Source organism: Paraconexibacter algicola (assembly GCF_003044185.1).
GTDB lineage: Bacteria > Actinomycetota > Thermoleophilia > Solirubrobacterales > Solirubrobacteraceae > Paraconexibacter > Paraconexibacter algicola.
In genome coordinates, this window is sequence record NZ_PYYB01000001.1 from 2,256,771 (window position 1) to 2,278,949 (window position 22,179).

General features: G+C 74.2%; 22 protein-coding genes. 17 read left to right on the forward strand and 5 right to left on the reverse strand.

Annotation, left to right across the window (positions count from 1 at the left end; genetic code table 11):
• Positions 1-7: 7 nt before the first annotated feature.
• From C7Y72_RS10610 to C7Y72_RS10630, 5 genes are all read left to right on the forward strand, one after another.
• Positions 8-865 carry a protein NO VEIN domain-containing protein gene (locus C7Y72_RS10610; RefSeq protein ID WP_146175330.1) on the forward strand — a complete coding sequence of 286 codons (858 nt, stop codon included), beginning with the start codon at positions 8-10 and terminating at the stop codon, positions 863-865.
• A gap of 586 nt (positions 866-1,451) precedes the next feature.
• Positions 1,452-1,766 carry a hypothetical protein gene (locus C7Y72_RS10615; protein ID WP_107568708.1) on the forward strand — a complete coding sequence of 105 codons (315 nt, stop codon included), beginning with the start codon at positions 1,452-1,454 and terminating at the stop codon, positions 1,764-1,766.
• A gap of 80 nt (positions 1,767-1,846) precedes the next feature.
• On the forward strand, positions 1,847-2,422 hold the full coding sequence (locus tag C7Y72_RS23250) for a hypothetical protein (RefSeq protein WP_107568709.1): 576 nt from the start codon (positions 1,847-1,849) through the stop codon (positions 2,420-2,422).
• A 4-nt stretch (positions 2,423-2,426) separates the two neighbouring features.
• Positions 2,427-3,080, forward strand: coding sequence for an RNA polymerase sigma factor (locus tag C7Y72_RS23255; RefSeq protein ID WP_158276791.1), 654 nt, complete (start codon positions 2,427-2,429; stop codon positions 3,078-3,080).
• Complete coding sequence (locus tag C7Y72_RS10630; RefSeq protein WP_107568711.1) at positions 3,077-3,715, forward strand: helix-turn-helix domain-containing protein; 639 nt, start codon at positions 3,077-3,079, stop codon at positions 3,713-3,715. The genes C7Y72_RS23255 and C7Y72_RS10630 overlap by 4 nt, the downstream gene beginning before the upstream one ends.
• 10 nt (positions 3,716-3,725) lie before the next feature.
• On the opposite strand, the gene C7Y72_RS10635 is transcribed toward C7Y72_RS10630, so the two are convergent.
• Entirely contained in the window at positions 3,726-4,478 is a 753-nt protein-coding gene (locus tag C7Y72_RS10635) for an ImmA/IrrE family metallo-endopeptidase (RefSeq protein ID WP_107568712.1), read from the reverse strand.
• Between the two features lie 126 nt (positions 4,479-4,604).
• Between C7Y72_RS10635 and C7Y72_RS10640 the strand changes: the two genes are divergently transcribed.
• Genes C7Y72_RS10640 through C7Y72_RS10655 form a run of 4 tightly spaced genes read left to right on the forward strand, consistent with a single transcriptional unit; the run spans position 4,605 to position 7,036 of the window.
• Positions 4,605-5,192: an HD domain-containing protein gene (locus C7Y72_RS10640; RefSeq protein ID WP_107569753.1), complete on the forward strand. Its 588-nt coding sequence runs from the start codon at positions 4,605-4,607 to the stop codon at positions 5,190-5,192.
• 57 nt (positions 5,193-5,249) lie between these two features.
• Entirely contained in the window at positions 5,250-5,774 is a 525-nt protein-coding gene (locus C7Y72_RS10645) for a hypothetical protein (RefSeq protein WP_107568713.1), read from the forward strand.
• A 21-nt stretch (positions 5,775-5,795) separates the two neighbouring features.
• Entirely contained in the window at positions 5,796-6,242 is a 447-nt protein-coding gene (locus C7Y72_RS23955; RefSeq protein WP_233243802.1) for a PASTA domain-containing protein, read from the forward strand.
• Positions 6,239-7,036 carry a Stk1 family PASTA domain-containing Ser/Thr kinase gene (locus tag C7Y72_RS10655; RefSeq protein ID WP_107568714.1) on the forward strand — a complete coding sequence of 266 codons (798 nt, stop codon included), beginning with the start codon at positions 6,239-6,241 and terminating at the stop codon, positions 7,034-7,036. Before C7Y72_RS23955 ends, C7Y72_RS10655 begins: the two co-directional genes overlap by 4 nt.
• Here the strand turns inward: C7Y72_RS10655 and C7Y72_RS10660 are convergent.
• Together C7Y72_RS10660 and C7Y72_RS10665 are read right to left on the reverse strand one after the other, a co-directional pair.
• Entirely contained in the window at positions 7,023-8,093 is a 1,071-nt protein-coding gene (locus C7Y72_RS10660; protein WP_158276792.1) for a GH39 family glycosyl hydrolase, read from the reverse strand. The genes C7Y72_RS10655 and C7Y72_RS10660 overlap by 14 nt on opposite strands.
• A 144-nt stretch (positions 8,094-8,237) precedes the next feature.
• The gene (locus C7Y72_RS10665) at positions 8,238-9,011 is read right to left on the reverse strand and encodes a DUF429 domain-containing protein (protein WP_158276793.1); all 774 of its coding nucleotides are present in this window, start codon (positions 9,009-9,011) and stop codon (positions 8,238-8,240) included.
• Between the two features lie 444 nt (positions 9,012-9,455).
• On the opposite strand from C7Y72_RS10665, the gene C7Y72_RS10670 reads away from it, so the two are divergent.
• The 6 genes from C7Y72_RS10670 (at position 9,456) to C7Y72_RS10695 (ending at position 19,640) form a co-directional block, all read left to right on the forward strand.
• Positions 9,456-11,423, forward strand: coding sequence for a hypothetical protein (locus tag C7Y72_RS10670; protein ID WP_107568717.1), 1,968 nt, complete (start codon positions 9,456-9,458; stop codon positions 11,421-11,423).
• 124 nt (positions 11,424-11,547) lie between these two features.
• Positions 11,548-13,353 (forward strand): FG-GAP-like repeat-containing protein, encoded by a 1,806-nt coding sequence (locus C7Y72_RS10675; protein ID WP_158276794.1) that lies wholly within the window; start codon positions 11,548-11,550, stop codon positions 13,351-13,353.
• Between the two features lie 104 nt (positions 13,354-13,457).
• Complete coding sequence (locus tag C7Y72_RS10680; protein ID WP_107568719.1) at positions 13,458-14,495, forward strand: ATP-binding cassette domain-containing protein; 1,038 nt, start codon at positions 13,458-13,460, stop codon at positions 14,493-14,495.
• Entirely contained in the window at positions 14,492-15,253 is a 762-nt protein-coding gene (locus tag C7Y72_RS10685) for an ABC transporter permease (protein ID WP_107568720.1), read from the forward strand. The genes C7Y72_RS10680 and C7Y72_RS10685 overlap by 4 nt, the downstream gene beginning before the upstream one ends.
• 15 nt (positions 15,254-15,268) lie before the next feature.
• Positions 15,269-17,383, forward strand: a complete 2,115-nt coding sequence (locus tag C7Y72_RS10690) for a GMC oxidoreductase (protein WP_107568721.1) — start codon at positions 15,269-15,271, stop codon at positions 17,381-17,383.
• A gap of 43 nt (positions 17,384-17,426) precedes the next feature.
• The gene (locus tag C7Y72_RS10695; protein WP_107568722.1) at positions 17,427-19,640 is read left to right on the forward strand and encodes a putative bifunctional diguanylate cyclase/phosphodiesterase; all 2,214 of its coding nucleotides are present in this window, start codon (positions 17,427-17,429) and stop codon (positions 19,638-19,640) included.
• Here C7Y72_RS10695 and C7Y72_RS10700 read toward each other — a convergent pair.
• On the reverse strand, positions 19,637-19,930 hold the full coding sequence (locus C7Y72_RS10700) for a SemiSWEET family sugar transporter (protein ID WP_158276795.1): 294 nt from the start codon (positions 19,928-19,930) through the stop codon (positions 19,637-19,639). The genes C7Y72_RS10695 and C7Y72_RS10700 overlap by 4 nt on opposite strands.
• 28 nt (positions 19,931-19,958) lie before the next feature.
• Here C7Y72_RS10700 and C7Y72_RS10705 point away from each other — a divergent pair, with 28 nt between their 5' ends.
• Complete coding sequence (locus C7Y72_RS10705) at positions 19,959-20,345, forward strand: VOC family protein (RefSeq protein WP_107568724.1); 387 nt, start codon at positions 19,959-19,961, stop codon at positions 20,343-20,345.
• 6 nt (positions 20,346-20,351) lie between these two features.
• On the opposite strand, the gene C7Y72_RS10710 is transcribed toward C7Y72_RS10705, so the two are convergent.
• Complete coding sequence (locus tag C7Y72_RS10710) at positions 20,352-21,647, reverse strand: outer membrane protein assembly factor BamB (RefSeq protein WP_107568725.1); 1,296 nt, start codon at positions 21,645-21,647, stop codon at positions 20,352-20,354.
• Between the two features lie 95 nt (positions 21,648-21,742).
• Between C7Y72_RS10710 and C7Y72_RS10715 the strand changes: the two genes are divergently transcribed.
• Positions 21,743-22,174 (forward strand): hypothetical protein, encoded by a 432-nt coding sequence (locus C7Y72_RS10715; protein WP_107568726.1) that lies wholly within the window; start codon positions 21,743-21,745, stop codon positions 22,172-22,174.
• Positions 22,175-22,179: the final 5 nt, after the last annotated feature.

Below are 22,179 nucleotides of genomic sequence, written 5' to 3' on the forward strand. Positions count from 1 at the left end.
GCTACGGTTGCTGCAGACGTCCACCCGGGACCAGGCATGGGAACTGGTCCGCGCGCGCGCCGCATACGCCGATGTTTCGTTGACCCAGTACGGGTTGGCCGAGGACCTGCTCCGCGAGACTGGCCTGATCGCACCGCATTCATCGTCAAGTCAGCTTCGAGAAGACCTGACCGACGCTTCGTCCGAGGTGCTTTCGACAGCGCTCTTCGACGCCATGCTGTCGGCGGCGAACCCCCGGTGGTTGCCGGATGCCGACCTCTTGGTCCCTACGCTGGACGACTTGCCCGCGGACGCAGCGGAGGCGGCCGACGCTGTGGGGCTGTCGGAAGCGGCCGCATTTCTCGCGATCGAGCGCGCACAGCGCAAGTTCGATGCCACCGATCGTGCCGCCGTTGGGACGGCTGGTGAACAAGCCCTGGTAGAGCTCCTCGAAGCCGATTACCCGGGCGGGGTCGACCATGTCTCCCAGCGCGACGACACGCTCGGATACGACATCAGGGTCGACACCGGCGATGCGTCCTGGCACCTTGAGGTCAAGAGCACGACTCGACGAGGGCGACTGACGGTGTTTCTGTCCCGCAACGAGTTCCTGGTCGCCCAGCACGACGCGGCGTGGAAGCTCGTAGTAGTTGGACTTCGAGAAGACCTTTCCCCGGGCGCAGTCTGCACTGGTAGTCGTCCCGCCCTGTGGGAGGCGGCTCCTACCGACCGCCCCGGAGCGAGATGGGAGACCGCGCGTTTCGATCTTGCGCCAGAAAGTCTGACGCTCGGACTCCCGTTTCTCCCGAAGGCCGAGCAGACCATGCACCTGGTCTCGCAACGCCACCGGTTCGGCTGGGCGCCAGCGACTAGCGGACATCAGTGAGGGCACCGGTACCTGACCGCGGTTCTCTTGACGGGGGTTCCTGACCCCAGACTTCCGCCCGTCGCCCACGGGTCCACTTCGGGGTCCAAAGTGAGCGTTTGGAACCCGACTCAGACGAACTCAGGTACCCTCAGCGCCCATGAACGCTGGGTTTCTCGCTCAGCGGAACCATCTCAGTGGCGCTGGGAGCCGGGCGGTCGCAGGTTCAAGGCCTGTCTCCCCGACCGGCAGCAACGCTGGCAGCGACGAGACCTACAGCGCCGCCACCTGCGGGCCGTCTGGACAGTGTCTGGGGCATTGGTACCGGCACGCGCCCAGGTGAATGCGACGGGTCGCTCGCCACGGTGCTCGACGTAGTCCGCGGGGCCGAGGAACGTGAAGGGCTGCGTACCGAGTTCGGACTGCTTGCGCTCCCGGACGAAACGCAAGACGTGCGTGCCGAGGGCCTGGTGGTTGATGTACCGCTTGGCTGCTCAGCCGTCTGGCGGAACTGCGATTCCCAGTGGAACAGCTCGCGGTTGATGGCGTAGTCGCGCGGGCCCGGCGGCGTCGGAGCGGCACGCTGCTGAAGGTCACGCTTGGGGTCGTGCTCGGCGGCACGCTGCTGATCGGCGGGTGCGTCGCGCTCCTCGGCGCCGGGTTGTCCAGCGAGGAGACGGACGGCATCACGCGCACGCAGTTCGACGGCATCTCCCAGGGAACGCTCCAGCAGACGATCGAGGAGCGGTTCGGCGAGCCGGAGGACGCGCAGGAGTTCGAGTCGCAGATCCCCGAGCTCGGCGACGCGCCCTCGCGGTCGTCGTGCATCTACTACCCCGAGAAGGGCAAGCCGATCCTGGAGGGGCAGTCCTTCCAGCTCTGCTTCGACGAGGGTCGGCTGACCTCGAAGAACGCCTACTGACCCGCGGCTGGCGCGACAGCGACCACCGTCCTGGCGCGCCGCCACTGTCAGAACACCTGTTCGCATGACGACCGTGGGTCATGCAGCCCGATCTCCGCGTCACCATCCGCCGCGACGGCGTCGTCCGTGCCGTCACCTGGGGGCCGCATCTGCGGCTGTGCGGGCCGACCGCGACGCTGCTCGAGGCGCGCGACCGGGCCGGGGTCACGCTCGCGGATCTGCGGATCCTGCGCGACGAGGAGGACGGGCCCGCGACCGAGGTGATCGTCGAGCCGCTGACCGGCACCGGCCGTCCGGATGCGCACCGCGTGCTGGCCGACTGGGCGGCGCTGCTCGGCTACCGGCGCGTCTGGCTGCCAGGGGACGTCCGCACGCTCGACACCGTCGACCACGCGCTGGCCGGCTGCGGCGGCAAGGTCCAGACGCACTGCACGACCTGCCGCGGCCGGCTCGCCGACGGCACGCCCGCCTTCTGGCGCTGGGTCCGCACGCTCGGCTTCTTCCCGTGCGCCTGCCCGCTCTGCGGCGGCGACCTGCCGCAGTGGTCCGCCGTCCCCGGTGTCGTGCGTCGCGCGTCGGCACGGCCCGCGCCAGATCGCGGCAGCGCGACCGCCGATGTGGGAGTGTCAGACCTCCGGCACCCGGAGCGACCCTGACCTCGTGGAGCGACGCGCAGAACAGCTGATGAAGGAGTTCGTCCGCGCCCGCGCGCGCGGCGACAAGCCCGCGATGCAGCGCTGGTGGGGGGAGCTGCTCGCGCTCCAGTTCGACCGCCTGACCGCCATGGTCAAGCGCCACGCCCAGGGCGTCGTCTTCGGCTCCGAGGTCGACGACGCGATCTCCGAGGCCGCCATGCGCATGGCCCTCAAGGCGTGGCGCCAGCACGAGGGCGACACGGTGGGGTCCTTCAACGCGGCGATGTCGACCGTCTGCCGGTTCAGCTGCCGTGAGGTCCAGCGCAAGGCCGCGCGGATCTCCGAGCGCCGCGCCGGCTCGCTCGACGCCGTCCCGCGCGACGGCCGCGAGGCGCAGGGCTGGGCCGCCTCGACCTACGCCGACTTCGAGGCGGAGCGGCTGCGCGCCCACGCCGAGGAGGAGGAGCGCCGCGAGACGCTCGCCGCCGACCGCGACTTCGTCGCCTGGGCGGTGCCGCAGCTGCCCGGCCGGCCGCGCGAGGTGTTCGAGCTGCTGCTCGAGGGACGCACGCCGACCGAGATCATGGAGCGGCTGGGCATGGAGCGCAACGCCGTCGACCAGAACAAGAGACGGGCCGTCCAGGCCCTCCGCAAGCTCAAGGAGCAGTACCCGTCATGACCTCCATCGAGCAGGTGCTCAGCGAGTTCATCGAGGCGTGGAACAGCGGCCGGCGGCCCGACGTCGTCGCGTTCCTCGACCGCGTCGCCGCCACCGACCGGGACGAGCTCGCCGAGGAGATCGGCCTCTGGCTCGAGGTCGCCCCGACCCCCGACTACGACGACGCGACGCTCGCGTCGATCACCGCCGACCCGCGACTCCAAGCGGCGCTCGCGGCCGGTGCCGCCAGCGTGCAGCCCTGGTCCGCGCGCGTCCGCGCGCTCCGGGAGAGAGCGGGGCTCGCGGTCGAGCAGGTCGCCGAGCGCATCGCCGCGCTCGTCGGCCAACAGGGGCAGGAGGCCCGCACCGCCGCGTACCTCACCCGCCTCGAGGCGGACGAGCTCGACGAGCGACGCGTCTCCGGCCGGCTCGTCAGCGCGCTCGCCGCCGCCCTCGGCGCGGACCGCGACGCCCTGCTGCCCGGCCCGACGTTCACCGGGCGCGCGCTCGCCGCGCAGAACTACCGGGCCGAGGGCGAGGTCGACGCGTCCCTCAGCGCCGACTTCGACGCCCTGTCGCGCGCGGCCGCCGCCCCGGCACCGGCGCGCGAGCTCGACGAGATCGACCGCCTGTTCCTCGGCGGCCCCGACGCGTAGCCGGGCGCGGCTAGACCCCGAGGCGCGCGAGCCCGCGCGCGAGCGCCTCGGGCTCGCAGCCCGCGAGCCGGGCGACGTCCTCGACCGTCGCCTCGCCGCGCAGCAGCGCCCCGAGCCCACCGTCCGACATCCGGGGAGAGAGGCGCGGCAGGTCCGCCGGCGCGATCGCGGACAGGGCGTCCTCGTGCTCGGCGGGCCCGAGGCGCTCCCAGACCGCGAGGTGCTCCTCCGCGTCCAGGCGCGGCTTCAGCGCCGCGTCGCTGTCGAGCAGCCCGAGCGTCACGCAGCGGTAGAGCGCGACGTGCGCGCTCACCCCGAAGTGCGCGGCGAGCTCGACCACGACCTCGAGATCGACGGTCCGACCGCCCACCACGTCCACCACCCCGGGCCGCGGGGCGAGCAGCTCGGCCGCGAACGCGTTGGCCTGCGTCTCGGTCGGCACCGTCTTGCCCCACATCGTCTTCGGCGTGTCGACGATCATCAGCTGGTCGTGCGCGCACCGGACATGCCCCAGCTCGTGCGCGAGCGTGAACCGCGACCGCGGCACGAACTCGTGCAGGTGCACCCACAGCATCCGCTCCTCGCCCAGCTGCCAGCACACCCCCTCGACCGTCCCGCTCATCCGCGTCACGTGCACCGGGATCCCCAGCCCGTCCTCCGCCAGCCCGAGCACGCAGCCGACCGGTGCACCCGCGTCCAGGCCAAGCTCGGCGCGCAGCTCCCGCGCGCGCTTGGCACCACGATTGGTGTCGGGACCGGGCATCGGTGGGGCAGGCTACGCGACGCCCCGGGCGGTCCCGCACGCGTCAGATCCGCGCGGACCGCGACGACCCCGTAGAGGACACGACCCAGGAGACAGCCCATGCCCGAGCAGCACACCGACACGCCCCTGCTGACCAAGCGGTTCGACGCCGCGCTCACCTACGCCAGCGGCCATCACCGCCGGCAGCTGCGCAAGGGCTCGGGGATCCCGTACGTCGCGCACCTGCTCGCGGTCGCGGCGATCGCCCTGGAGATGGGCGCCGACGAGGACGAGGCGATCGGCGCGCTGCTGCACGACGTCGTCGAGGACGGGGGCGGGCCCGCCGCGCTCGCCGACATCCGGGAGCGCTTCGGCGCCGCCGTCGCCACGATCGTGCAGGCGAACTCCGACACCGACGTCGAGCCCAAGCCGCCTTGGCGGGAGCGCAAGGAGGCGTACATCGACGGCATCGCGCACAAGCCGGTCGCCGCCGTCCGCGTGTCGCTGGCCGACAAGCTCCACAACGCCCGCTCGATCCTCCAGGACTACCGGCTCCACGGCGAGCAGCTGTGGTCGCGCTTCTCCACCGGCAGCGGCGACGACGTGCGCTGGTACTACGCGGCGCTCGCCGCCGCGTTCACCGCGCGCGCCGACGAGCTCGGCCCCGGCGCCCGCGCCGCGCTCGACGACCTGCAGCGCACGCTCGACCAGCTCGACGCGCTGACCGGGCGCTGAGCGCCACGGGGCGGGCGCCCCGTGTCAGACCCGCGGGCCGGGTGGCGACTCCGGAGCATGTCCGAGTCACCGACCCCCGAGCCCGGCCCGGGGACCACCACCATCACCGTCCCGTCCCCGCGGCGCGTTCTCACGACGCTCGCGCTCGTCGTCCCGCTCCTCCTCGCCGTCAGCGCCGCCGGCTTCTTCGTCGGGCAGGGCACGCGCAAGAGCGACGACCAGGTCGCCCGCGAGAGCCGCGCCGCGGCCGCGCAGGCGGTCGCCGTCGCCGTGCCGCGCGCCGTGAAGATCGCGGTCGAGCGCAAGGGCGCGGAGGACAAGGCCAAGCGGCTGCGGATCATGGAGCGCGCCGAGCGCCGCCTCAAGGCGCGGCACCGCACCGTGCTGCGCCGCGTCGTGCGCAAGCTCAAGAAGTCCGGGGACCGCAAGGCGCAGCTCGCGTACACGAGCGGCAGCAGCGCCGGCTACTCCAGCGGCCGCGAGGACGGCCACGAGGACGGCGTCCGCGACGGGATCGTCACCGCGTCCGACGACCTCAGCTGCAGCGACGACCCGGACGTCGCCTTCCTCCCCTACTGCTGACCCACGAAAGGACCGACGACCATGCTGCGCCACCTGGCGCTCGCCCTGACGAGCGCCCTCCTGCTCTCCGCCTGCGCGGAGACCGACCCGGCCGACCAGCGCGCCGACCAGGCCCCGCCCGAGACGATCACCGTCACCCGCACGGTGATCCCCGACGCTGCGGCGGCCGCCGACGAGCCCGCCGAGGACCGCGCTCCCGCCGAGATGCCGGAGCCCGACCCCGAGCCCACCGACGACGGCGGCGACTGCATCACCGTGCCGGCGGTCCAGGGCAAGGACCACCAGCTCGCCCAGGACACCATGCAGGCGGCCGGGCTCTACCTGCTCGACGAGGAGGACGCCACCGGCCAGGGGCGGATGCTCATCATCGACCGCAACTGGACCGTGGTGGAGCAGCGTCCCGCGGCCGGCGCCTGCGTCGACGCCGACACCACGATCCTCCTGCGCAGCCGCAAGGACGGCGAATGAGCACCCCGCCCTCCACCCGTCGGCCCGGCGGCCTGCGCGCCCGCGTCGGCCGCCGTCCGCTGACCTGGCTCTCGGCCGTCGTCCTGGCGGCCCTCCTGGTCGGGGTCGCGATCGGTCAGACCGACACCGTCCTGGCGGCCGACCTGAGCAAGGCGCGGAGCGTCAACACGCGGCTCCAGGCCGACCTCGACGCCGAGCGTCGCCGGGCCACGGACGCCGAGCGTGCCCGCGACACCGCGGTCGCCAAGGCCGACCGCGCGCTCGCCGAGGCCCGGCGCATCACCGCGCGCGGAAAGGTCCCGAGCTTCCAGGGCCAGGACGTCGACACGGCCCGTGACCGGGCGGTCGTCGACGACTTCGACTGGCGGGTGACGCAGCGCTCCAGCGTGTCCCGCGCGGAGCCGGGCACCGTCATCGCCCAGCGGCCGAGCGCGGGGCGGACGCTGGCGCGCGGCGGGACGATCGAGCTCGTCGTGGCGAAGAAGCCGCCACCCCGGCCCAAGCAGTGGGTGACGATCTACTCGCTCGACGGCGCGGGCTCCAAGCGCACCGGCGAGTTCCGCATCCCCGGCGACGTCAAGGTCCGCGTGCGCTACACGTTCGGCGGGGACTCAAACGACACGCTGCAGCTGAAGACCCCCGAGGAGGGGGACGACAGCTTCGGCGACCTGATCGTCAACGAGATCGGGCCGTTCAGCGGCTCCACGCGCCTCTACGGCAAGTCCGGGACGTACTACTTCGACGTCAACGGCGGAAGCTGGACGATCGAGGTCCAGGCGTTCAAGCGCCCCTGAACGCCGCCCCGACCGCCTCCAGCGCCGGCTTGGGCGTGCGGTCCATCGCCATCAGCCCGTAGTTGTGCTGCGGGTTGGCGGGGTCGGTGCCGACGTCGCGCAGGCGGTAGACGAACACGCCGCTGGTGAAGTCGATGCCCCACGCGGGGTCCTGCAGCATCGCGATCGCGCGGCGCAGGTAGTCGGCCTGCTGGGCGGGGGTCACGCCGTCCAGCCAGGTCAGGCCGCGCTGGGCGCTCGTGTTCCAGCCCAGCTCGGTCAGCCACACCGGCGTGGTATCGCGACGGGCGTCGCGGGTGGCGCGGATCGTGCGCAGGCCCTGCAGGAACGTCGCGCTCGCCCAGCGGGCGTCGAGCAGCTGCGCCGGGTCGCGCCCGTCGTTGTACGGGTGGACCGAGAGCACGTCGTAGGAGCCCTTCATCCCGGCGACGTAGAGGCGGTCCAGGAACGCGGCGTCGGACCCGGCGAGCGCGCCCGCCACCACCGGCAGCGTCGGCGCCGCCCGCTTCACCAGCGGGTAGGTCGCGCGCAGCAGCCGCACGTAGCTGCCGACCGGGTCGCGCTCGTTCCAGAACGACGGCATGTTCGGCTCGTTCCACACCTCGATGCCCGCCAGGCGGGTGCCGTAGCGCCCGGCGAGGAACGCGGTGAAGCGCCCGTAGTCGGCCGGGTCGCGGGGGCTCTTCAGGCTCACCTCGCGGGCGAGCGTCGGCCGGCCGCACGCGTTGGCGACCGTTCCCGCCCAGCACGGGGTGCGCAGCGGCGTGAGCAGGACCCGCACGTCACGCGCGGCCGCGCGGGCGACGAGCGCGTCGAGCCGGTCGAGGTACCAGGTCGCGTACTGGCCGCGGCGCAGCGGCTCAAGGCCCGACCAGTCGAGCGCCACCCGTACCGTCGTCGCCCCGAGCGCCGCCGCGGCGTCGACGTCCGCGAGCTCCGCGCTCGCCGGCTCGGTGAAGCTGATGTCGATCGCGACGCCCCGCTGCTCCAGCGGCACGGCGGCGGGTGCCGCGGCCGCGGGGAGGAGGCTGGCCAGGAGCGCGGCGAGGAGTCCCAACCGGCGGGCAGGCCCCCGACGCACCCCGACAGGACGATGGAGTGCGAACACGCCAACATCATCGGGTGTGACCGCGCCGGTCCCGCGGATCGTGCCCAAAGGTCCGAACATCCGTCCCTTCGGGGCAGCGGCGTGGGCGTGGCCTCACTCCTGGAGCGAGCCGTCCAGCGCGTCCGCGCGTGGGACGTGGATCCAGCCCTCGCGCCGGGCCAGCTCGCGCAGCGCGTCCGGCACCGGCTCGCTGCGCCCCAGCGCGACGACCCGGGCGAGCACCGCGGTCACGAACGCGTCGAGCGCGTCCTCGCTGCGCGCGAGCAGCGCCCGCTGCGCCGCGTCGGCCGCCACCCCGGTCGCGTCGAGCAGCGCGGCGGCCAGCGCGGTACGCGCCGGGTTCTCGGGTGCGGCGCCCCGGTAGCCGGCGGTCGGGCAGCCGAGCGTCGGCGCCCAGCGCACGAGCGCGGCGCCCGGGTAGACCTCGGCGACGAGGCCGCTGCCGTCGCGGGGCACGAGCGCCGGGTCGCGCTCCCCGATCGTGCGCAGCAGGCCCGCGCAGCGCAGCGCGATGTAGGCGATCTTGTCGGTGCTCACCGAGAGCGGCCGCTTGCCGGTCTGCGCGATCACGTGCCGGTCGGTCTCGCGCAGGTAGAACGGCTCGCGCCCCGGCCGGTCACCCGCCGCGACCGGGAACCCCTCGCCGTCGTGGTGGGCGCGCACCGCGCGCACGAACGGCTCGGGCCAGCCGAACGGCGCGTCGATCGCGAGCAGCTGCACGCCGTCACCGGCGGCCGCGGCGACGATCGCCGCGTCGTCGACACCGAGCTCCAGCCGCACGACGCGCGCCGGGCGCTCCCAGGCGATCTCGCACAGCGCGGTCTTCTTGTCCTGCGAGGCGAGGTCGACGCCGAGCGTGCTCGTCATCCCGCGATCCTGACGGACCCGGCAGGACGCCGACCGCCACCGGGTGTCAGGCGTCTCGTACGTGGGACGGTTCGCCGGCGTAGTGGCGCGACTCGTCGACGGCCTGAGCCCGCGACGGTTCTCGTCACGGCGCCCGGCCCCATCACCGGGTGCGGGCACGCCGACCATCCAAGCGCCCGGCACTCCGCCGCGCCAGCGCGCTCGCCGGTCCACAGACCCGGGTGCGGAGGGTGATGGGTGGCGTCGTGGGCGAGGATCTGGATCTGGCAGATCACGCACGTAGCGATGTCGCAGCCGTGGCGCTTCGTGTGGACCACGGCGGTGTGATTCCTGCCGCTGGCCGCCGCGTGCGTGTACCTCGGCTCCCGGCTGGAGTTCCTGCACCCGTCGGAACCGAAGGTGTATTTGGCGCTCACCCCGCTGCTGCTCGGTATTTTCCGGAACATGGGCAAGGGTCTCGGAAGCGCGGCGCTCGGCGCCGCGGTCGTGCTGCTGGCGGCGGGGGACGCGGCACAGGCCGCCGCACCTCCGACGTTCGAGGTGGGGGCGAGCGGGTTCATCTCGCCCGGTACGAGCGCCACGCGCGAGCCGGACGTGTGCGTCGGGGACTTCGACGCCGACGGCCACCTCGACGTCGCGAGCGCCTCGGCGTTCGTCATCTCCGGTGCCGCGAGCGTGCGGGTCCTCGTGCGGTACGGCACCGGGACCGGGGCGCTCAGCGCGCCCGTCGAGGCGCTGAACGTACCGACGGCGAACAGCGTGCGCCCGACATGCGCCACGGCGCAGCTCACGCCGGGCGGGGCACCCGAGCTCCTGCTCCTGGTCCCCAATGACGCGAACGCCTACGTCGCGACCGCCGCGGCCGGCCGCACCTTCACCGCGAGCAGCTTCCCGATCGGAGGGTTCAGCGCGGGCATCGCCGCGGGCGACCTCGACCTAGACGGCGACGACGACGTCGTGACCCTCCGCGTCATCCCGTCCGGCACGGGCGACGGCACTGACGTGCTGGTCCCCTTCGAGAACACGGGGTCCGGGTTCGTCGCCGGGACCGCACGCTCCACCACGCTGGCGGACCCGAGCCGCGTGGAGCTCGTGGACCTCGGGGAGGACGGCCGTCCCGACGCCGTCGTGAGCAGCCAGATGTCAAGCGCCGTCGTGACGCACAACGCCTTGATGACTGGCGTGGGCTTCGGGGCCGCGGTGGCCGCACCGGGGATCGGCGGCCTCCCGGGTCGCAACGCGGTGGCGGTCGCGGACGTCGACGCCGACGGCCGGCGCGACCTCCTGACCAGCAATGGCGCGGTGGTCCGCACGTCGCTCGGGAACGGCACCGGCGCGTTCGCGACGCCTACCAGCTCGGTCAATCCGACCGTCCAGAGCATCGTCGGCACCGCCCTCGCGACGCTCGACGGCGACGGGGACGGGGCGGTGGACGTCGTCGCCGGGGGACCCGCCGCGACCCTCGGGCTCGACGGGAGCCCGTTCCGGGGCGTGACGTTCATCGGCAAGGCCGACCCGGCCGCGCGCTTCCAGTCGTTCGTGTCGTTCACGTTCGGCGTCACCACCAACGGGACCAGCGGGACGGAGGCCACGCAGGACCTGGCCCAAGGGGACTTCGACGAGGACGGTCGTCCGGACCTCGTGGTCGCCACCGGCGGGGCCGCGGCCGCGGATCTCCCGCGCATCGGGATCCTCGTCAACACCACGAACGTCCCCTCGGTCCGGAACGTGACGGCCCAGGCGGGGTCGCCCACCACCGCGACCGTCCGCGCGACCGTGAGCGGCAGCACGCTCGCCGCGACCGCCGAGGTCGAGCGGGTCCGCCCGAACGGGCAGGTCGACGTCGTCGCCGGCTCACAGCAGAGCCTGCCCGCGGGCAGCGTCGCGGTGCCGGTCGAGTTCCCGGTCGCGGGGCTGACGGCAGCGTCCACCACGTCGTTGCGGGTCGTCGTCCGCACGACCAACGGCACGGTGCGCTCGCGGTCGGTGACGGTGACCACGCCCGCGGAGCAGGCGGGCGGGGGCGGGACCACCGGGACCGGTGGTGGCCCGACCAGCGGGTCCGGGACCACGACGGTGACGGTCGAGAAGCTGGTGCCCGTCCCGACGCCCGCCGCGCCCGGTGTGCTCGCGAACCGCGTCGCGCCGAAGGTCAAGGGCCGCGCGCGGGTTGGGCAGACGCTCGGCTGCGACGTCGGCGTGTGGACCGACGGCGGCCGGTTCAGCGTGCGCTGGCTGCGCGGGACCACGGTGATTCCGAAGGCCACGAGCGTGGTGCGCAAGGTGACCACGGCGGACGGTGGCAAGCAGCTGCGCTGCCGCGTGACCCTCCGCCGCGCGGACGGCGCGACGCTCACGGTTCGCAGCGCGGCGGTACGCGTCCCGAAGGCCGCGGCGAAGAAGCGCGTCTGACGTGCGGCGCCGCAGGGTCGTGGTCGGTGCCGCTCTCGGCGCCCTCGGGCTGACGGCCTGGTCCGCGCCGGGCGCGGCGGGGGCGGCGGTGACGCCGACGTTCCAAGTGGGGCCTTCGGGGTTCGTGGCGCCGTTCCCCGGCGCGAGCCTCGTTCCCGACGCCTGCGTCGGTGACTACGACGCCGACGGGCACGCGGACGTCGCTGTCGCGGTCGGCGGTGAGGAGCCGACGACGCCCCCGGTGAAGCTCGTGGTCCGGTTCGGCGACGGGACGGGCGCGCTCTCCGCTCCAGTCGAGGCGGCACGGACCCCGGCCTTCGTCTCCACCAGCCCGAGGTGCGTCGCCCTGGAGGCCACGCCGGGCGGGCCGACGGAGATCGCCCTGACCCACGCGAGCTCGCAGGTGACCATTGCGTCGTCCAGCGGCCGCGCGTTCGCGCAGCAGACGCTCGACGCCGGGCCAGGCCGTGTGGTGGGTCTCGACGCCGGAGATCTCGACCTCGACGGCGATGACGACCTCGTGATCCTCCGACAGGTCGTGACCGGCGACAGCGTCGATCTGCTCGTGCCCTTCGAGAACACGGGTACCGGGTTCGTCGAACGGGCCTCGAACGCGACGACCCTGACCGATCCGACCCGCGTCCAGCTCGTCGATCTCGGCGAGGACGGGCGCCCGGACGCGATCGTCAGCAGCACGTCACCCGGCGCGGTCGTCGTGCTCCCCGCCCTCCGCGCCACGCTCGGCTTCGGGCCCGCCCGAGCCGTCGCCGGGGTCGGCGGCGTGGGCGGTCGCAACGCCGTCACCGCCGGCGACGTCACTGGCGACGGGCGGGCCGACCTCCTCGTGGGAGGGGACGGAGTGCTGCGCGCCTTCGCGGGCGACGGCACTGGCGGCGTCGCCGCGCCGCAGACAATCCCCGGCGTGCCGGTCGCCCAGTTCGGCAGTGCGACGGTCGTGCTCGACGCGGATGGCGATGGAGCCCTGGATGCGGTCGCAGCAGCACCACCAGCGTCCCCCGGCACGGCCGGCAGTGCGTTCCGGGCGGTGGCGTTCGCGGGATCGCTCGACCCTGCTGCCCGCTTCCTCGCCTCGGCGACATCCACGTTCGGGGCATCGACGAGCGCCGCGACGACGGAGACGACGCAGCGCCTGGTCCCGGGGGATCTCGACGAGGACGGGCGCCCCGATCTGGTCGCGGTCACCGGTGGGGGGGCCGGGGCGGAGCCTCGCATCGCGGTCCTCCTGAACACGACGGCCGTCCCGTCGGTCCGCGAGGTCTCCGCGAGCGCGACGTCGGCGACGTCCGCGGTCGTCCGGGCCACCGTGCGCGGCAGCAACCTTCCTGCGACGGCGGAGGTCGAACTGGTGCGCTCCAACGGCCAGGTGGATGTCGTCGCCGGCTCCCAGCAGGCGGTCCCCGCGGACGCCCCGGCGGCCACGGTCGAGTTGCCGGTCGCCGGGCTCCCTCCGGCGACGGCCAGTGCTCTGCGGGTCGTCGTGCGCACGGCCAACGGCGCGACGCGCTCCCGGGGCGTGGTGGTCACCACGCCGGCGGCACCACCGGGCGGTGGGCCCACCTCGGGCTCCCCGGTTCCGGGAACGTCGGCCGGCGGGGCCGGCACCCCGTCCGCCGCGCCCGGCGTCCTGCAGAACCGGGTGCGACCGCGGATCCGGGGCCGCGCGCGGGTCGGTCAGGCGCTGGCGTGCGACGTCGGGGCATGGAGCGACGGCGGGCGGTTCATCGTGCGGTGGCTGCGCGGATCGCAGCAGGTCCGCGGCGCGACGACGATCCTCCGCACCGTCAAGGCCGGGGACCGCGGGAAGACGCTGCGCTGCCGGGTCACGCTCCGCCGCGATGACGGCGCGGCACTGACGGTCACGAGCCCCCCCGTGCGGGTGCCTGTGCGCACGAGCGGTCGGCGACGCTGAGCGATCGATCGAGGTGTGTCGCGCCGCCCACCCCGCCCGTGAAGATTCCGTGACGCCACGAACTAGGACAGAACCAGGCCACAAGCGGTCCTAGGCTGGCCCGCATGACCTCCACTCCAGCGATCAGCGTCCACGGGCTGATCAAGTCCTTCGGGGACACGCACGCGCTCCGCGGCGTCGACCTCGAGGCGCGCCCGGGCACCGTCCTCGGCGTCCTCGGGCCCAACGGCGCCGGCAAGACCACGACCGTCCGGATCCTCGCGACCCTCATGCGGCCTGACGGCGGGACCGCGCGCGTCGCCGGCCTCGACGTCGTCACCCAGGCCGACGAGCTGCGCCGCACGATCGGGCTCGCCGGCCAGTACGCGGCGGTCGACGAGGCGCTCACCGGCCGCGAGAACCTCACGATGGTCGGCCGCCTCTACGGCGAGAGGCGCGCCGCCGCCAAGCGGCGCGCCGACGAGCTGCTCGAGCGGTTCAGCCTCACCGACGCGGCGGCGAAGGCGGCCAAGGACTACAGCGGCGGCATGCGCCGACGGCTCGACCTCGCCGCCGCGCTCGTCGCGCGTCCCGCCGTGCTGTTCCTCGACGAGCCGACCACCGGCCTCGACCCGCGCAGCCGGCTCGACCTCTGGGCGGCCATCGAGGAGCTCGTCGCCGAGGGCACCACCGTGCTGCTCACCACCCAGTACCTGGAGGAGGCCGACCGTCTCGCCGACCACATCGCGGTGATCGACCACGGCCACGTGATCGCCGACGGCACCGCCGACGAGCTCAAGCGCCGCGTCGGTGGCGAGCGCGTCGAGGTCCGCCTCACCGACGCCGGCCACGCGGGCAACGCCACGCGCGCGCTGCAACCGCTCAGCGACGAGCCCGTCAGCGCCGACGGCGACCTCGTGCGCGTCGTGCCCCGGCTGGCCGAGGGAGCGACCGTCGCGGTCGTCCGCGCGCTCGACGCGCAGGGCGTCGGGGTCGCCGACGTCGCCACCACGAAGCCGACGCTCGACGACGTCTTCCTGACGCTCACCGGCAAGCCGGCCGAGACCGCCGCGGCGGCCGCGACGACCGACCCGACCCCCACCGGCGGCCCGGACGGGCCCACCGCACCCCGGACCACGACCCGCGAGGAGATCCCCGCATGACCCGCCACATCTCCGACACGCTCGTCATCGCCGAGCGCAACCTCGTCCGGCTGCCGCGCACCCCGGACCTGATCATCGCCTTCACCGTCCAGCCGGTGATGTTCGTCCTGCTGTTCGTCTACGTGTTCGGCGGCGCGATCACCACGCCCGGCTACGACTACGTCGACTTCCTGCTGCCCGGGATCATCGTCCAGAACATCGCGTTCGGCGGGTTCATCACCGCGCTCGGGCTCTGCGAGGACCTCAACAAGGGGCTCGTCGACCGCTTCCGCTCACTGCCGATGAGCCGCGCCGCCGTGCTCGCCGGCCGGACCGCGGCCGACATGGTCACGAACACGATCTCGCTGCTCGTGCTCGTCGCCACCGGCCTGGTCCTCGGGTTCGGCTTCGACGCGAGCGTCGTGGAGATCCTCGGCGGCTTCGCCCTGCTGATCCTCTTCGGCTACGCGTTCAGCTGGGTGTTCGCGCTGCTCGGCACGATCGTCTCCACCCCGGAGGCCGCCAACAGCCTCGGCTTCCTCGCGGTCTTCCCGCTGACCTTCATCAGCTCCGCGTTCGTGCCGACCGACTCGATGCCCGCGGGCCTGCAGGCGTTCGCCGACGTCAACCCGTTCACCGTGATGGTCGACGCCATCCGCCACCTGTGGCTCGGCGACCCGTCGGGCAGCGTGCTCGGCGCCATCGCCTGGTCGCTGGCGATCCTCGCGGTCTTCGCTCCGCTGGCCGTCAGCCGCTACCGCAGCGCCAGCGCGCGCTGACGTAGGGTCACGGGCATGACCGCCCCGCTGCGCCCACACCCCGGTTCCGTCGCGGTCATCGGCTCCGGGTTCGGCGGCGCGGTCAGCGCGCTGCGCCTCGCCGAGCAGGGCTGGTCGGTCACCGTGCTCGAGCAGGGCCGCCGCCACACCGACGCCGATCTGCTCGCCGCCCGCATGAGCCTGCGCGACTACCTGTGGGGGCCGGAGCTCGGGGCCCGCGGCTTCTTCTGGCAGCGGGTCTTCGGGCACATGGGGATCATCGGCGCGAGCGGCGTCGGCGGCGGCTCGATCGTCTGGGGCGCCGTGATGCTCGAGCCCGGGGACGCGTTCTTCGACGACCCCGCCTGGCCCGCCGGGACCGCCTGGCGCGAGGAGCTCGCCGAGCACTACGCCACCGCGCGCCGGATGCTCGGCGTCACCGAGACGCCGGCCCGGGCGCTGTCCGCCCAGGACGACCACCTGCTCGCCGCCGCCACCGCGATGGGCGCGCAGGACACGTTCGGCCGCGTGCCCGCCGCCATCTACTACGGGGACCGTCCGGGCGTCACGACCGACGACCCGTTCTTCGACGGCGCCGGCCCGCCGCGCACGAGCTGCCGGCTGTGCGGCGGCTGCCTGGCGGGCTGCCCGTACGGCGCGAAGAACTCGCTGGACCGCAACTACCTGCACCTCGCCCAGCGCGCCGGCGCGCGGATCCAGGAGCGCACCCGCGTCGACGCGATCGTCCCGCTCCCCGACGGCGGCTACGCGCTGCGCTGCAGCGACCCGTTCGCGCGCGGCCGCGCCCGGCACCGGCCCGACGTGCTCGCCGAGCGCGTCGTCGTCAGCGCCGGCGTCCTGGGCACGATGGAGCTGCTGCTGCGCTGCCGCGACGAGCTCGGCACGCTGCCCCGGATCGGCCCGCGCCTGGGCGCGCACGTGCGCACGAACAGCGAGGCGGTCACCGGGATCCTGCAGCCGCCGGGCTCCCCGTCCCTGACCCGCGGGCCGTCGATCAGCACCGACTTCCACCCCGACGGGCGCACGCACATCACGCAGAACCGCTACGTCGGCGGCGGCACGCTGCTGCGGCTCTCCTACGGGCCGCTCGTCGACGGGGAGGACCCGCGCGCCCGCGCGCGCGAGACGCTGCGGCGGATCGTCCGCCACCCGGTCACCCACCTGCGCACCGTGCTGGCTCGCGACTTCGAGGCGCGCTTCACCGCCCTGACCGTCATGCAGTCGGGGGAGGGGGACCTGCGGCTGCGCTGGGCGCGCTCCCCGGTGCGGCCGTGGCGGCGCGTGCTGCGCTCCGCCCCCGGCAGCGGCCCGGCGGCGCCGAGCTACCTGCCGGTCGCCAACGACGCCACGCGCGCGTTCGCGCAGGCCTCGGGCGGCACGCCGCTGAACCTCACCGTCGAGTCGATCGCGGGCCGCTCGTTCACCGCGCACGTGCTCGGCGGCGCGGTCATCGGCCCGGACGCCGACCACGGGGTCGTCGACGAGCGCCACGAGGTCTTCGGCCATCCCGGCCTCTACGTCGCCGACGCGTCGGTGATCCCCGCCGACGTCGGCGTCAACCCGTCGCTGACGATCACCGCGCTGGCCGAGCGGTTCGCCGCGCGCTTCGGCTCCCCGGAGACGCACGGCGGGGCGACGCCCGCACCGGTGCAGGACGACCTGCCCGCGGGCCTCGCGGCGCTCGCCCGCCGCTGGGCGGTCCTGCCCGCCCCGGACGTCGCGAGCCTCGAGGGCGACTGGCGGGCGACGTTCGTCGGCCCGGCCGTGCTGCGCGCCGTCGCGCCGCGCGGCGTCGGCGCGCTGGGCCTGCCGCGGTGGTGGGGCAAGCGGTTCGACGCCCACGGCAGCGGCATCAACCTCGTCGACGACGGCCACCGCGAGCACCAGCCGATGACCGCGACCCTCGCCCCGTCGGCGATCGACGGCCGCCCGGTCCTGCTCGTCACCTACCCGCCCGACGCGCCGCTGCCCTGGCGGCACGTGCGCGACGAGCTGCGCCAGCTCCCCGACGGCCGGATGCTCGCCATGTCCGCGATCGCCACCGGACCGCTCACCCGCGGGCTGCCGTTCGTCCTGGCGCGGGACGGACGGACGAATGTGCGATCTCACCGGGCGCCCGCCGCGCCGTAGAAGGGGGCACGGCCAAGGTTCCCCCGGCGCCGCCGCGCAGCCCATGACCCGCACCCTCCCCCCGCGCGCCCGACCGGTCGCGCTCGCGCTCGGCCTCCTCGTGGCGGCCTGGCTGCTCGTCCACGTCGTCGACGTGCACCAGACCATGGAGCTCGTCCTCCTGGCCGCCGTCGGCGTCGCCGTCATCCAGGCGCTGCGGCTCCGCGGGGCGCTCACGGTCGCCCGTGACGCCGGGGAGCAGGCGCTGCTCTCCGGCGCACAGGCCCGCGCGCTGCTCGCCAACGCGCCCGCGGCGATCTACTTCCGAGACCGCGAGGACCGCTTCGTCTTCGCCAACGACACCGCCGCCCGGATGGTCGACCCGGCCGGACGCGAGCTCGTCGGCCGGACCCTCGACGACCTCGTTCCCCCGGAGGTCGCCCGGTCGCTACGCGCCCACGAGCGCATCGTGCTGCACGAGGGCCGCGTGATCCGCCACGAGCAGGTCGCCCCGCACGCCGACGGCACCGACCACACGTTCCTGGTCACGAAGTTCCCGGTCCGTGACGACGATGGGGCGATCGTCGGGCTCGCCGGCGTGACGCTCGACATCACCGACACGAAGCAGGCGCAGGAGGGCCGCCGGGCCGCCGAGGAACGGTTCCGCGGCGCGTTCCACGGGGCCCCGATCGGCATGGCGATCGTCGACCTCGACGGTCGGTACGTCGAGGTGAACCGGGCGCTGTGCCAGCTGCTCGGTCGCAGCGAGGAGGACCTGCTGGGCCGGACCGTGCACTCGATCACGCACCCTGACGACGTCGCCGCGAGCATCCGCGCCATCGAGCGCGCACTCGCCGGTGAGCAGCGCGTCTACCAGCTCGAGAAGCGCTACCTGCACCTCGACGGCCACCCGATCTGGGTGACCCTGCACGGCACGGTCATCCGCGACGCCGAGGGCTGCCCGACCGCGATGCTCCGCCAGGTCCAGGACATCACGCAGCGGCGCGACGCAGAGCAGCGGCTGCGCCACCAGGCCGACCACGACCCGCTCACCGGGCTGCTGAACCGCCGGCGGTTCGAGGAGGAGGTCGCGGCGGCCGTCGTCCGCGGGACGGGCGCGCTGATGGTTCTCGACCTCGACCACTTCAAGCTCGTCAACGACACCCGCGGCCACTACGCGGGCGACCGGCTGATCACCGCGGTCGCCGCCACGCTGCGCAACCGCCTCGCCGACGGCGACGTCGTCGCGCGCCTGGGAGGCGACGAGTTCGGAGTCCTCCTGCCCACCGCCGACCGCGAGGAGGCCGAGGTGGTCGCCTCCGCGATCGTCCGCGACATCGAGGCGACGGTGTCCGGGGCCGCGCGCGGCGTGACCTGCAGCCTCGGCATCGCGCTGCTCGATCCGCTGCTGTCCGGCGAGCAGGCGCTCGTGCGTGCCGACCTCGCGATGTACGAGGCGAAGGAGAACGGCCGCGACCGCTGGGCGCACTACGCCGCCGACGACGCCCCGCAGCCGCGCATGAAGACCCGCCTGGACTGGGTGCAGCGCCTGCGGGACGCGCTGGACGAGGGGCGGTTCGTGCTCGACGCGCAGCCTATCCTCGACCTGCGGACCTCCGAGGTCCGCCAGCACGAGCTGCTCGTGCGCATGCGCGACGACGAGCGCGGACGGATCCTCCCCGGCGAGTTCCTCGAGGCCGCCGAGCAGTTCGACCTCGTCCAGGAGCTCGACCGCTGGGTCGTCGGCCGCGCGATCGACCTCATCGCCCGGCACCGGGCCGCCGGTCAGGAGCTCGTGCTCGAGGTGAACCTCTCCGGCAAGTCGCTCACCGAGGACCGGTTGCTCGCCCTCGTCGAGCGGCGGCTGCACGAGACGGGCGTCCCCGCCTCCAGCCTGATCTTCGAGATCACCGAGACGGCGGCGATCGCGAACATGGCGGCGGCCCGGCGGTTCGCCGAGCGGCTGCAGGCGCTCGGCTGCCGCTTCGCGCTGGACGACTTCGGGGCGGGCTTCGGCTCCTTCTACTACCTCAAGCACCTGCCGTTCGACTACCTGAAGATCGACGGCGAGTTCATCCGCGACTGCCTCGACGACGAGACCGACCGGCTCGTCGTCGCCGCCGTCGTCGACATGGCGACCGGGATGGGCAAGCAGACGATCGCCGAGTCCGTGGTGGACGACCGCTCCGCCCGCTTCCTGCGCCGGCAGGGCGTCGACTTCGCGCAGGGCTTCGGCGTCGGCCGGCCGCGGACCGTCGAGGAGATCCTCGCCGTCTAGCCGCGAGCCTGCGCCGCCGTGACCGGCCGGCGGTAGCGCAGCGCCACGAGGATCGCGGTCCCGCTGCCGCACAGGCCGACCGCGTTGGCGACGATCAGCGCCGCGTTCCCGAGCGCGACCCCGTAGCTCAGCCAGGCGATCCCGCCGCAGAACAGCACGGCGAGGAACCCGAGGCTCACGTCCTGCGCGGACCGTCGCTCGTGGACCCGGCGCGCCTGCAGCAGCGGGCTCGCGCCCATGCCGACCCCGAAGGCGGCCGCGAGCACCGCGAGGACATCGGTGGGATCCATGCCCGGCATGGTGCATGATCGGCGCTCCATGCGGATCACGGTCACCAACGTCTTCGTCGACGACCAGCGCAAGGCGCACGCCTTCTACACGGAGGTCCTCGGGTTCGTCACCAAGCACGACGTGCCGATGGGGGACTTCTCCTGGCTGACCGTCGTCGGCCCGGGCGAGCAGGACGGCGTCGAGCTGCTGCTCGAGCCCGCCGACCACCCGGCCGTCGGGCCGTTCCGTCAGGCGCTCCGGGAGGACGGCATCCCGTACACGTCGTTCGGCGTCGACGACGTCCACGCCGAGCACGAGCGGCTCGTCGGCCTCGGGGTCGAGTTCACGCAGGAGCCGACGCAGGCGGGCCCGGTCACGATCGCGGTGTTCGACGACACCTGCGGCAACCTCATCCAGATCGCCAGCCAGGCCTGACGCAGCTCAGCGGTCGGCGATCGCCCACACCTCCCCGGACTCCGACCCGACGTACAGGGCCCCGTCGCTCCCCAGGGCGGGGTAGGACTCCACGCTCGCGCCGGTGTCGACGTCGAACAGCAGGCGGCCCGTCCGGGCGAAGCCGTACACGTGGCCGGGGCGCGTGCCGACGTAGACGCGACCGTCCCGGTCGGTCACCGGCATCGTCCAGACCCCGACCGCGCGCAGTCGGGCGCTGCGCGCCAGGCCCACGTAGCGGGCCACCACCCGCCCGGTGCGGACGTCGACGACGGTGGTCCGGCCCCGATGATCGCCCCACAGCGCCTGCCCGGCGCGCGTCACCGCGGGAGAGGAGTACGTCAGGGCGCCGCGGCGTACGCGCCAGCGAACACGGCCCTCGCGCGACACGCCGTACTGGTACGGGTCGTTGGAGCCGATCACGACCGTGCCGTCCGGCCCGACCGCCGGGGACACCTCGACCAGATCGCCGGTCCGCACGCGCCAGCGCACGCGCCCGCTGCGCGTCTCGTCGCGCACCGCGACGAGATCGTTCGCGGCGGTCCCGTAGACCGTCCCGTCGGGGCCGACCGCCGGACTCCCGTACGACGGGCCGGACCCCAGGCGCAGGCGCCAGCGCTCGCGCACCGCGGCCGTCGTGACCTCCAGGGCCCGCAGTTCCCCGCCCATGTCGGCGACGTACACCGACCGGCCAGGACCGCGGACCGGGGAGAGCACCATCGCGCCGAACTGCACCCGCCAGCGCTCGCGGCCCTCCGCGTCGAGCGCGAACAGGGTGTTCTGCGGGCCCGGCCACAGGATCAGGTCGTCCCCGAGCACGAGTGGGCTCGTCGACAGGTCGATCCCGTAGGAGCCCTGACCGTCGAACGTCCAGCGGTCCCGGCCGGTGGCGGGGTCGAGCGCGTGCAGGACCCCGGCGTTGGAGGCGGCGAGCACCGACCCGTCGGCCGCGAGGACCGGGCCCGGGACGGCCGCGCCCTCCAGCCGCCGGCGCCAGCGCACCCGTCCCGTCTGCGGACCCGTCACGGGCGCCGAGCCGCTGTGCGCCGGGTCGTGACCGGCCATCGGCCAGGCCGAGGCGGGGGCGGGCACCGGCGTGGGAACCGGGACGGCGGTGCTCGCCGGCGCGATCGTGCGGTCGTCCCGCGGCGCGACCACGACGGGCGCGGCGTCCGCGGCGCCGTTCCCGGGGCGCCGGTCCTGGCCCGCGCAGCCGGCCAGCACGACGCAGACGAGGACGAGCGCGGGAGCGGGCGAGCGGCGCGCCGGGCGGAGGGGGTCCATGGATCGGACGGTAGGCGGGAGATCTGAACGGACGGTGACGGGACGTCGGCACGCCTGGGATTGCGGTCACCCCCGAGCGGGTACGAGGGCGCGCAGTGTCGTTCCTCTCCCACGATCCGCACCCCTGGCCCGAGCGCACCTGGCGGCGCACCGAGGACGGTCTGCTGCGCCCGCGCAGCACCGTGCTCGTCGCCGGCGAGGACGACCTGCCCGTCGCCGTCCTGCGCCGCTGCGTGCGCTGCGACGACGTGATCGTCGCGGGCCCGCTCGTCACGCTCGAGGACGTGCTGCCCGAGGCGCGCGAGCTCCGCCCCGACCTCGTCCTGCTGTGCGGCACGACCGACGACCCGCGCCTGCACGCCGCGATGCACGCCCTCTACGCCGGCGGTGGCCCGTCGCGCGTCGCGCTGCTCGTGCGGCTCGGCAGCCTCGTGCGCTGCCTGCCGATGGGCGACTTCGACCCGGCGCTCGACCGCCTGCTGCTGCACCTCGCGGGGGAGACCGCCGAGGGTCGCGCCGCCCGCTGAGTCGC

Coding starts and splice junctions, on each gene's coding strand:
- C7Y72_RS23955 (WP_233243802.1), top strand. CDS start 5,796: ATGCTGCGCCACCTGGCGCTCGCCCTGACGAGCGCCCTCCTGCTCTCC.
- C7Y72_RS10645 (WP_107568713.1), top strand. CDS start 5,250: ATGTCCGAGTCACCGACCCCCGAGCCCGGCCCGGGGACCACCACCATC.
- C7Y72_RS10680 (WP_107568719.1), top strand. CDS start 13,458: ATGACCTCCACTCCAGCGATCAGCGTCCACGGGCTGATCAAGTCCTTC.
- C7Y72_RS10700 (WP_158276795.1), bottom strand. CDS start 19,930: ATGGATCCCACCGATGTCCTCGCGGTGCTCGCGGCCGCCTTCGGGGTC.
- C7Y72_RS23250 (WP_107568709.1), top strand. CDS start 1,847: ATGCAGCCCGATCTCCGCGTCACCATCCGCCGCGACGGCGTCGTCCGT.
- C7Y72_RS10635 (WP_107568712.1), bottom strand. CDS start 4,478: ATGCCCGGTCCCGACACCAATCGTGGTGCCAAGCGCGCGCGGGAGCTG.
- C7Y72_RS10705 (WP_107568724.1), top strand. CDS start 19,959: ATGCGGATCACGGTCACCAACGTCTTCGTCGACGACCAGCGCAAGGCG.
- C7Y72_RS10630 (WP_107568711.1), top strand. CDS start 3,077: ATGACCTCCATCGAGCAGGTGCTCAGCGAGTTCATCGAGGCGTGGAAC.
- C7Y72_RS10695 (WP_107568722.1), top strand. CDS start 17,427: ATGACCCGCACCCTCCCCCCGCGCGCCCGACCGGTCGCGCTCGCGCTC.
- C7Y72_RS10665 (WP_158276793.1), bottom strand. CDS start 9,011: ATGACGAGCACGCTCGGCGTCGACCTCGCCTCGCAGGACAAGAAGACC.
- C7Y72_RS10685 (WP_107568720.1), top strand. CDS start 14,492: ATGACCCGCCACATCTCCGACACGCTCGTCATCGCCGAGCGCAACCTC.
- C7Y72_RS10655 (WP_107568714.1), top strand. CDS start 6,239: ATGAGCACCCCGCCCTCCACCCGTCGGCCCGGCGGCCTGCGCGCCCGC.
- C7Y72_RS10670 (WP_107568717.1), top strand. CDS start 9,456: ATGGGCAAGGGTCTCGGAAGCGCGGCGCTCGGCGCCGCGGTCGTGCTG.
- C7Y72_RS10690 (WP_107568721.1), top strand. CDS start 15,269: ATGACCGCCCCGCTGCGCCCACACCCCGGTTCCGTCGCGGTCATCGGC.
- C7Y72_RS10710 (WP_107568725.1), bottom strand. CDS start 21,647: ATGGACCCCCTCCGCCCGGCGCGCCGCTCGCCCGCTCCCGCGCTCGTC.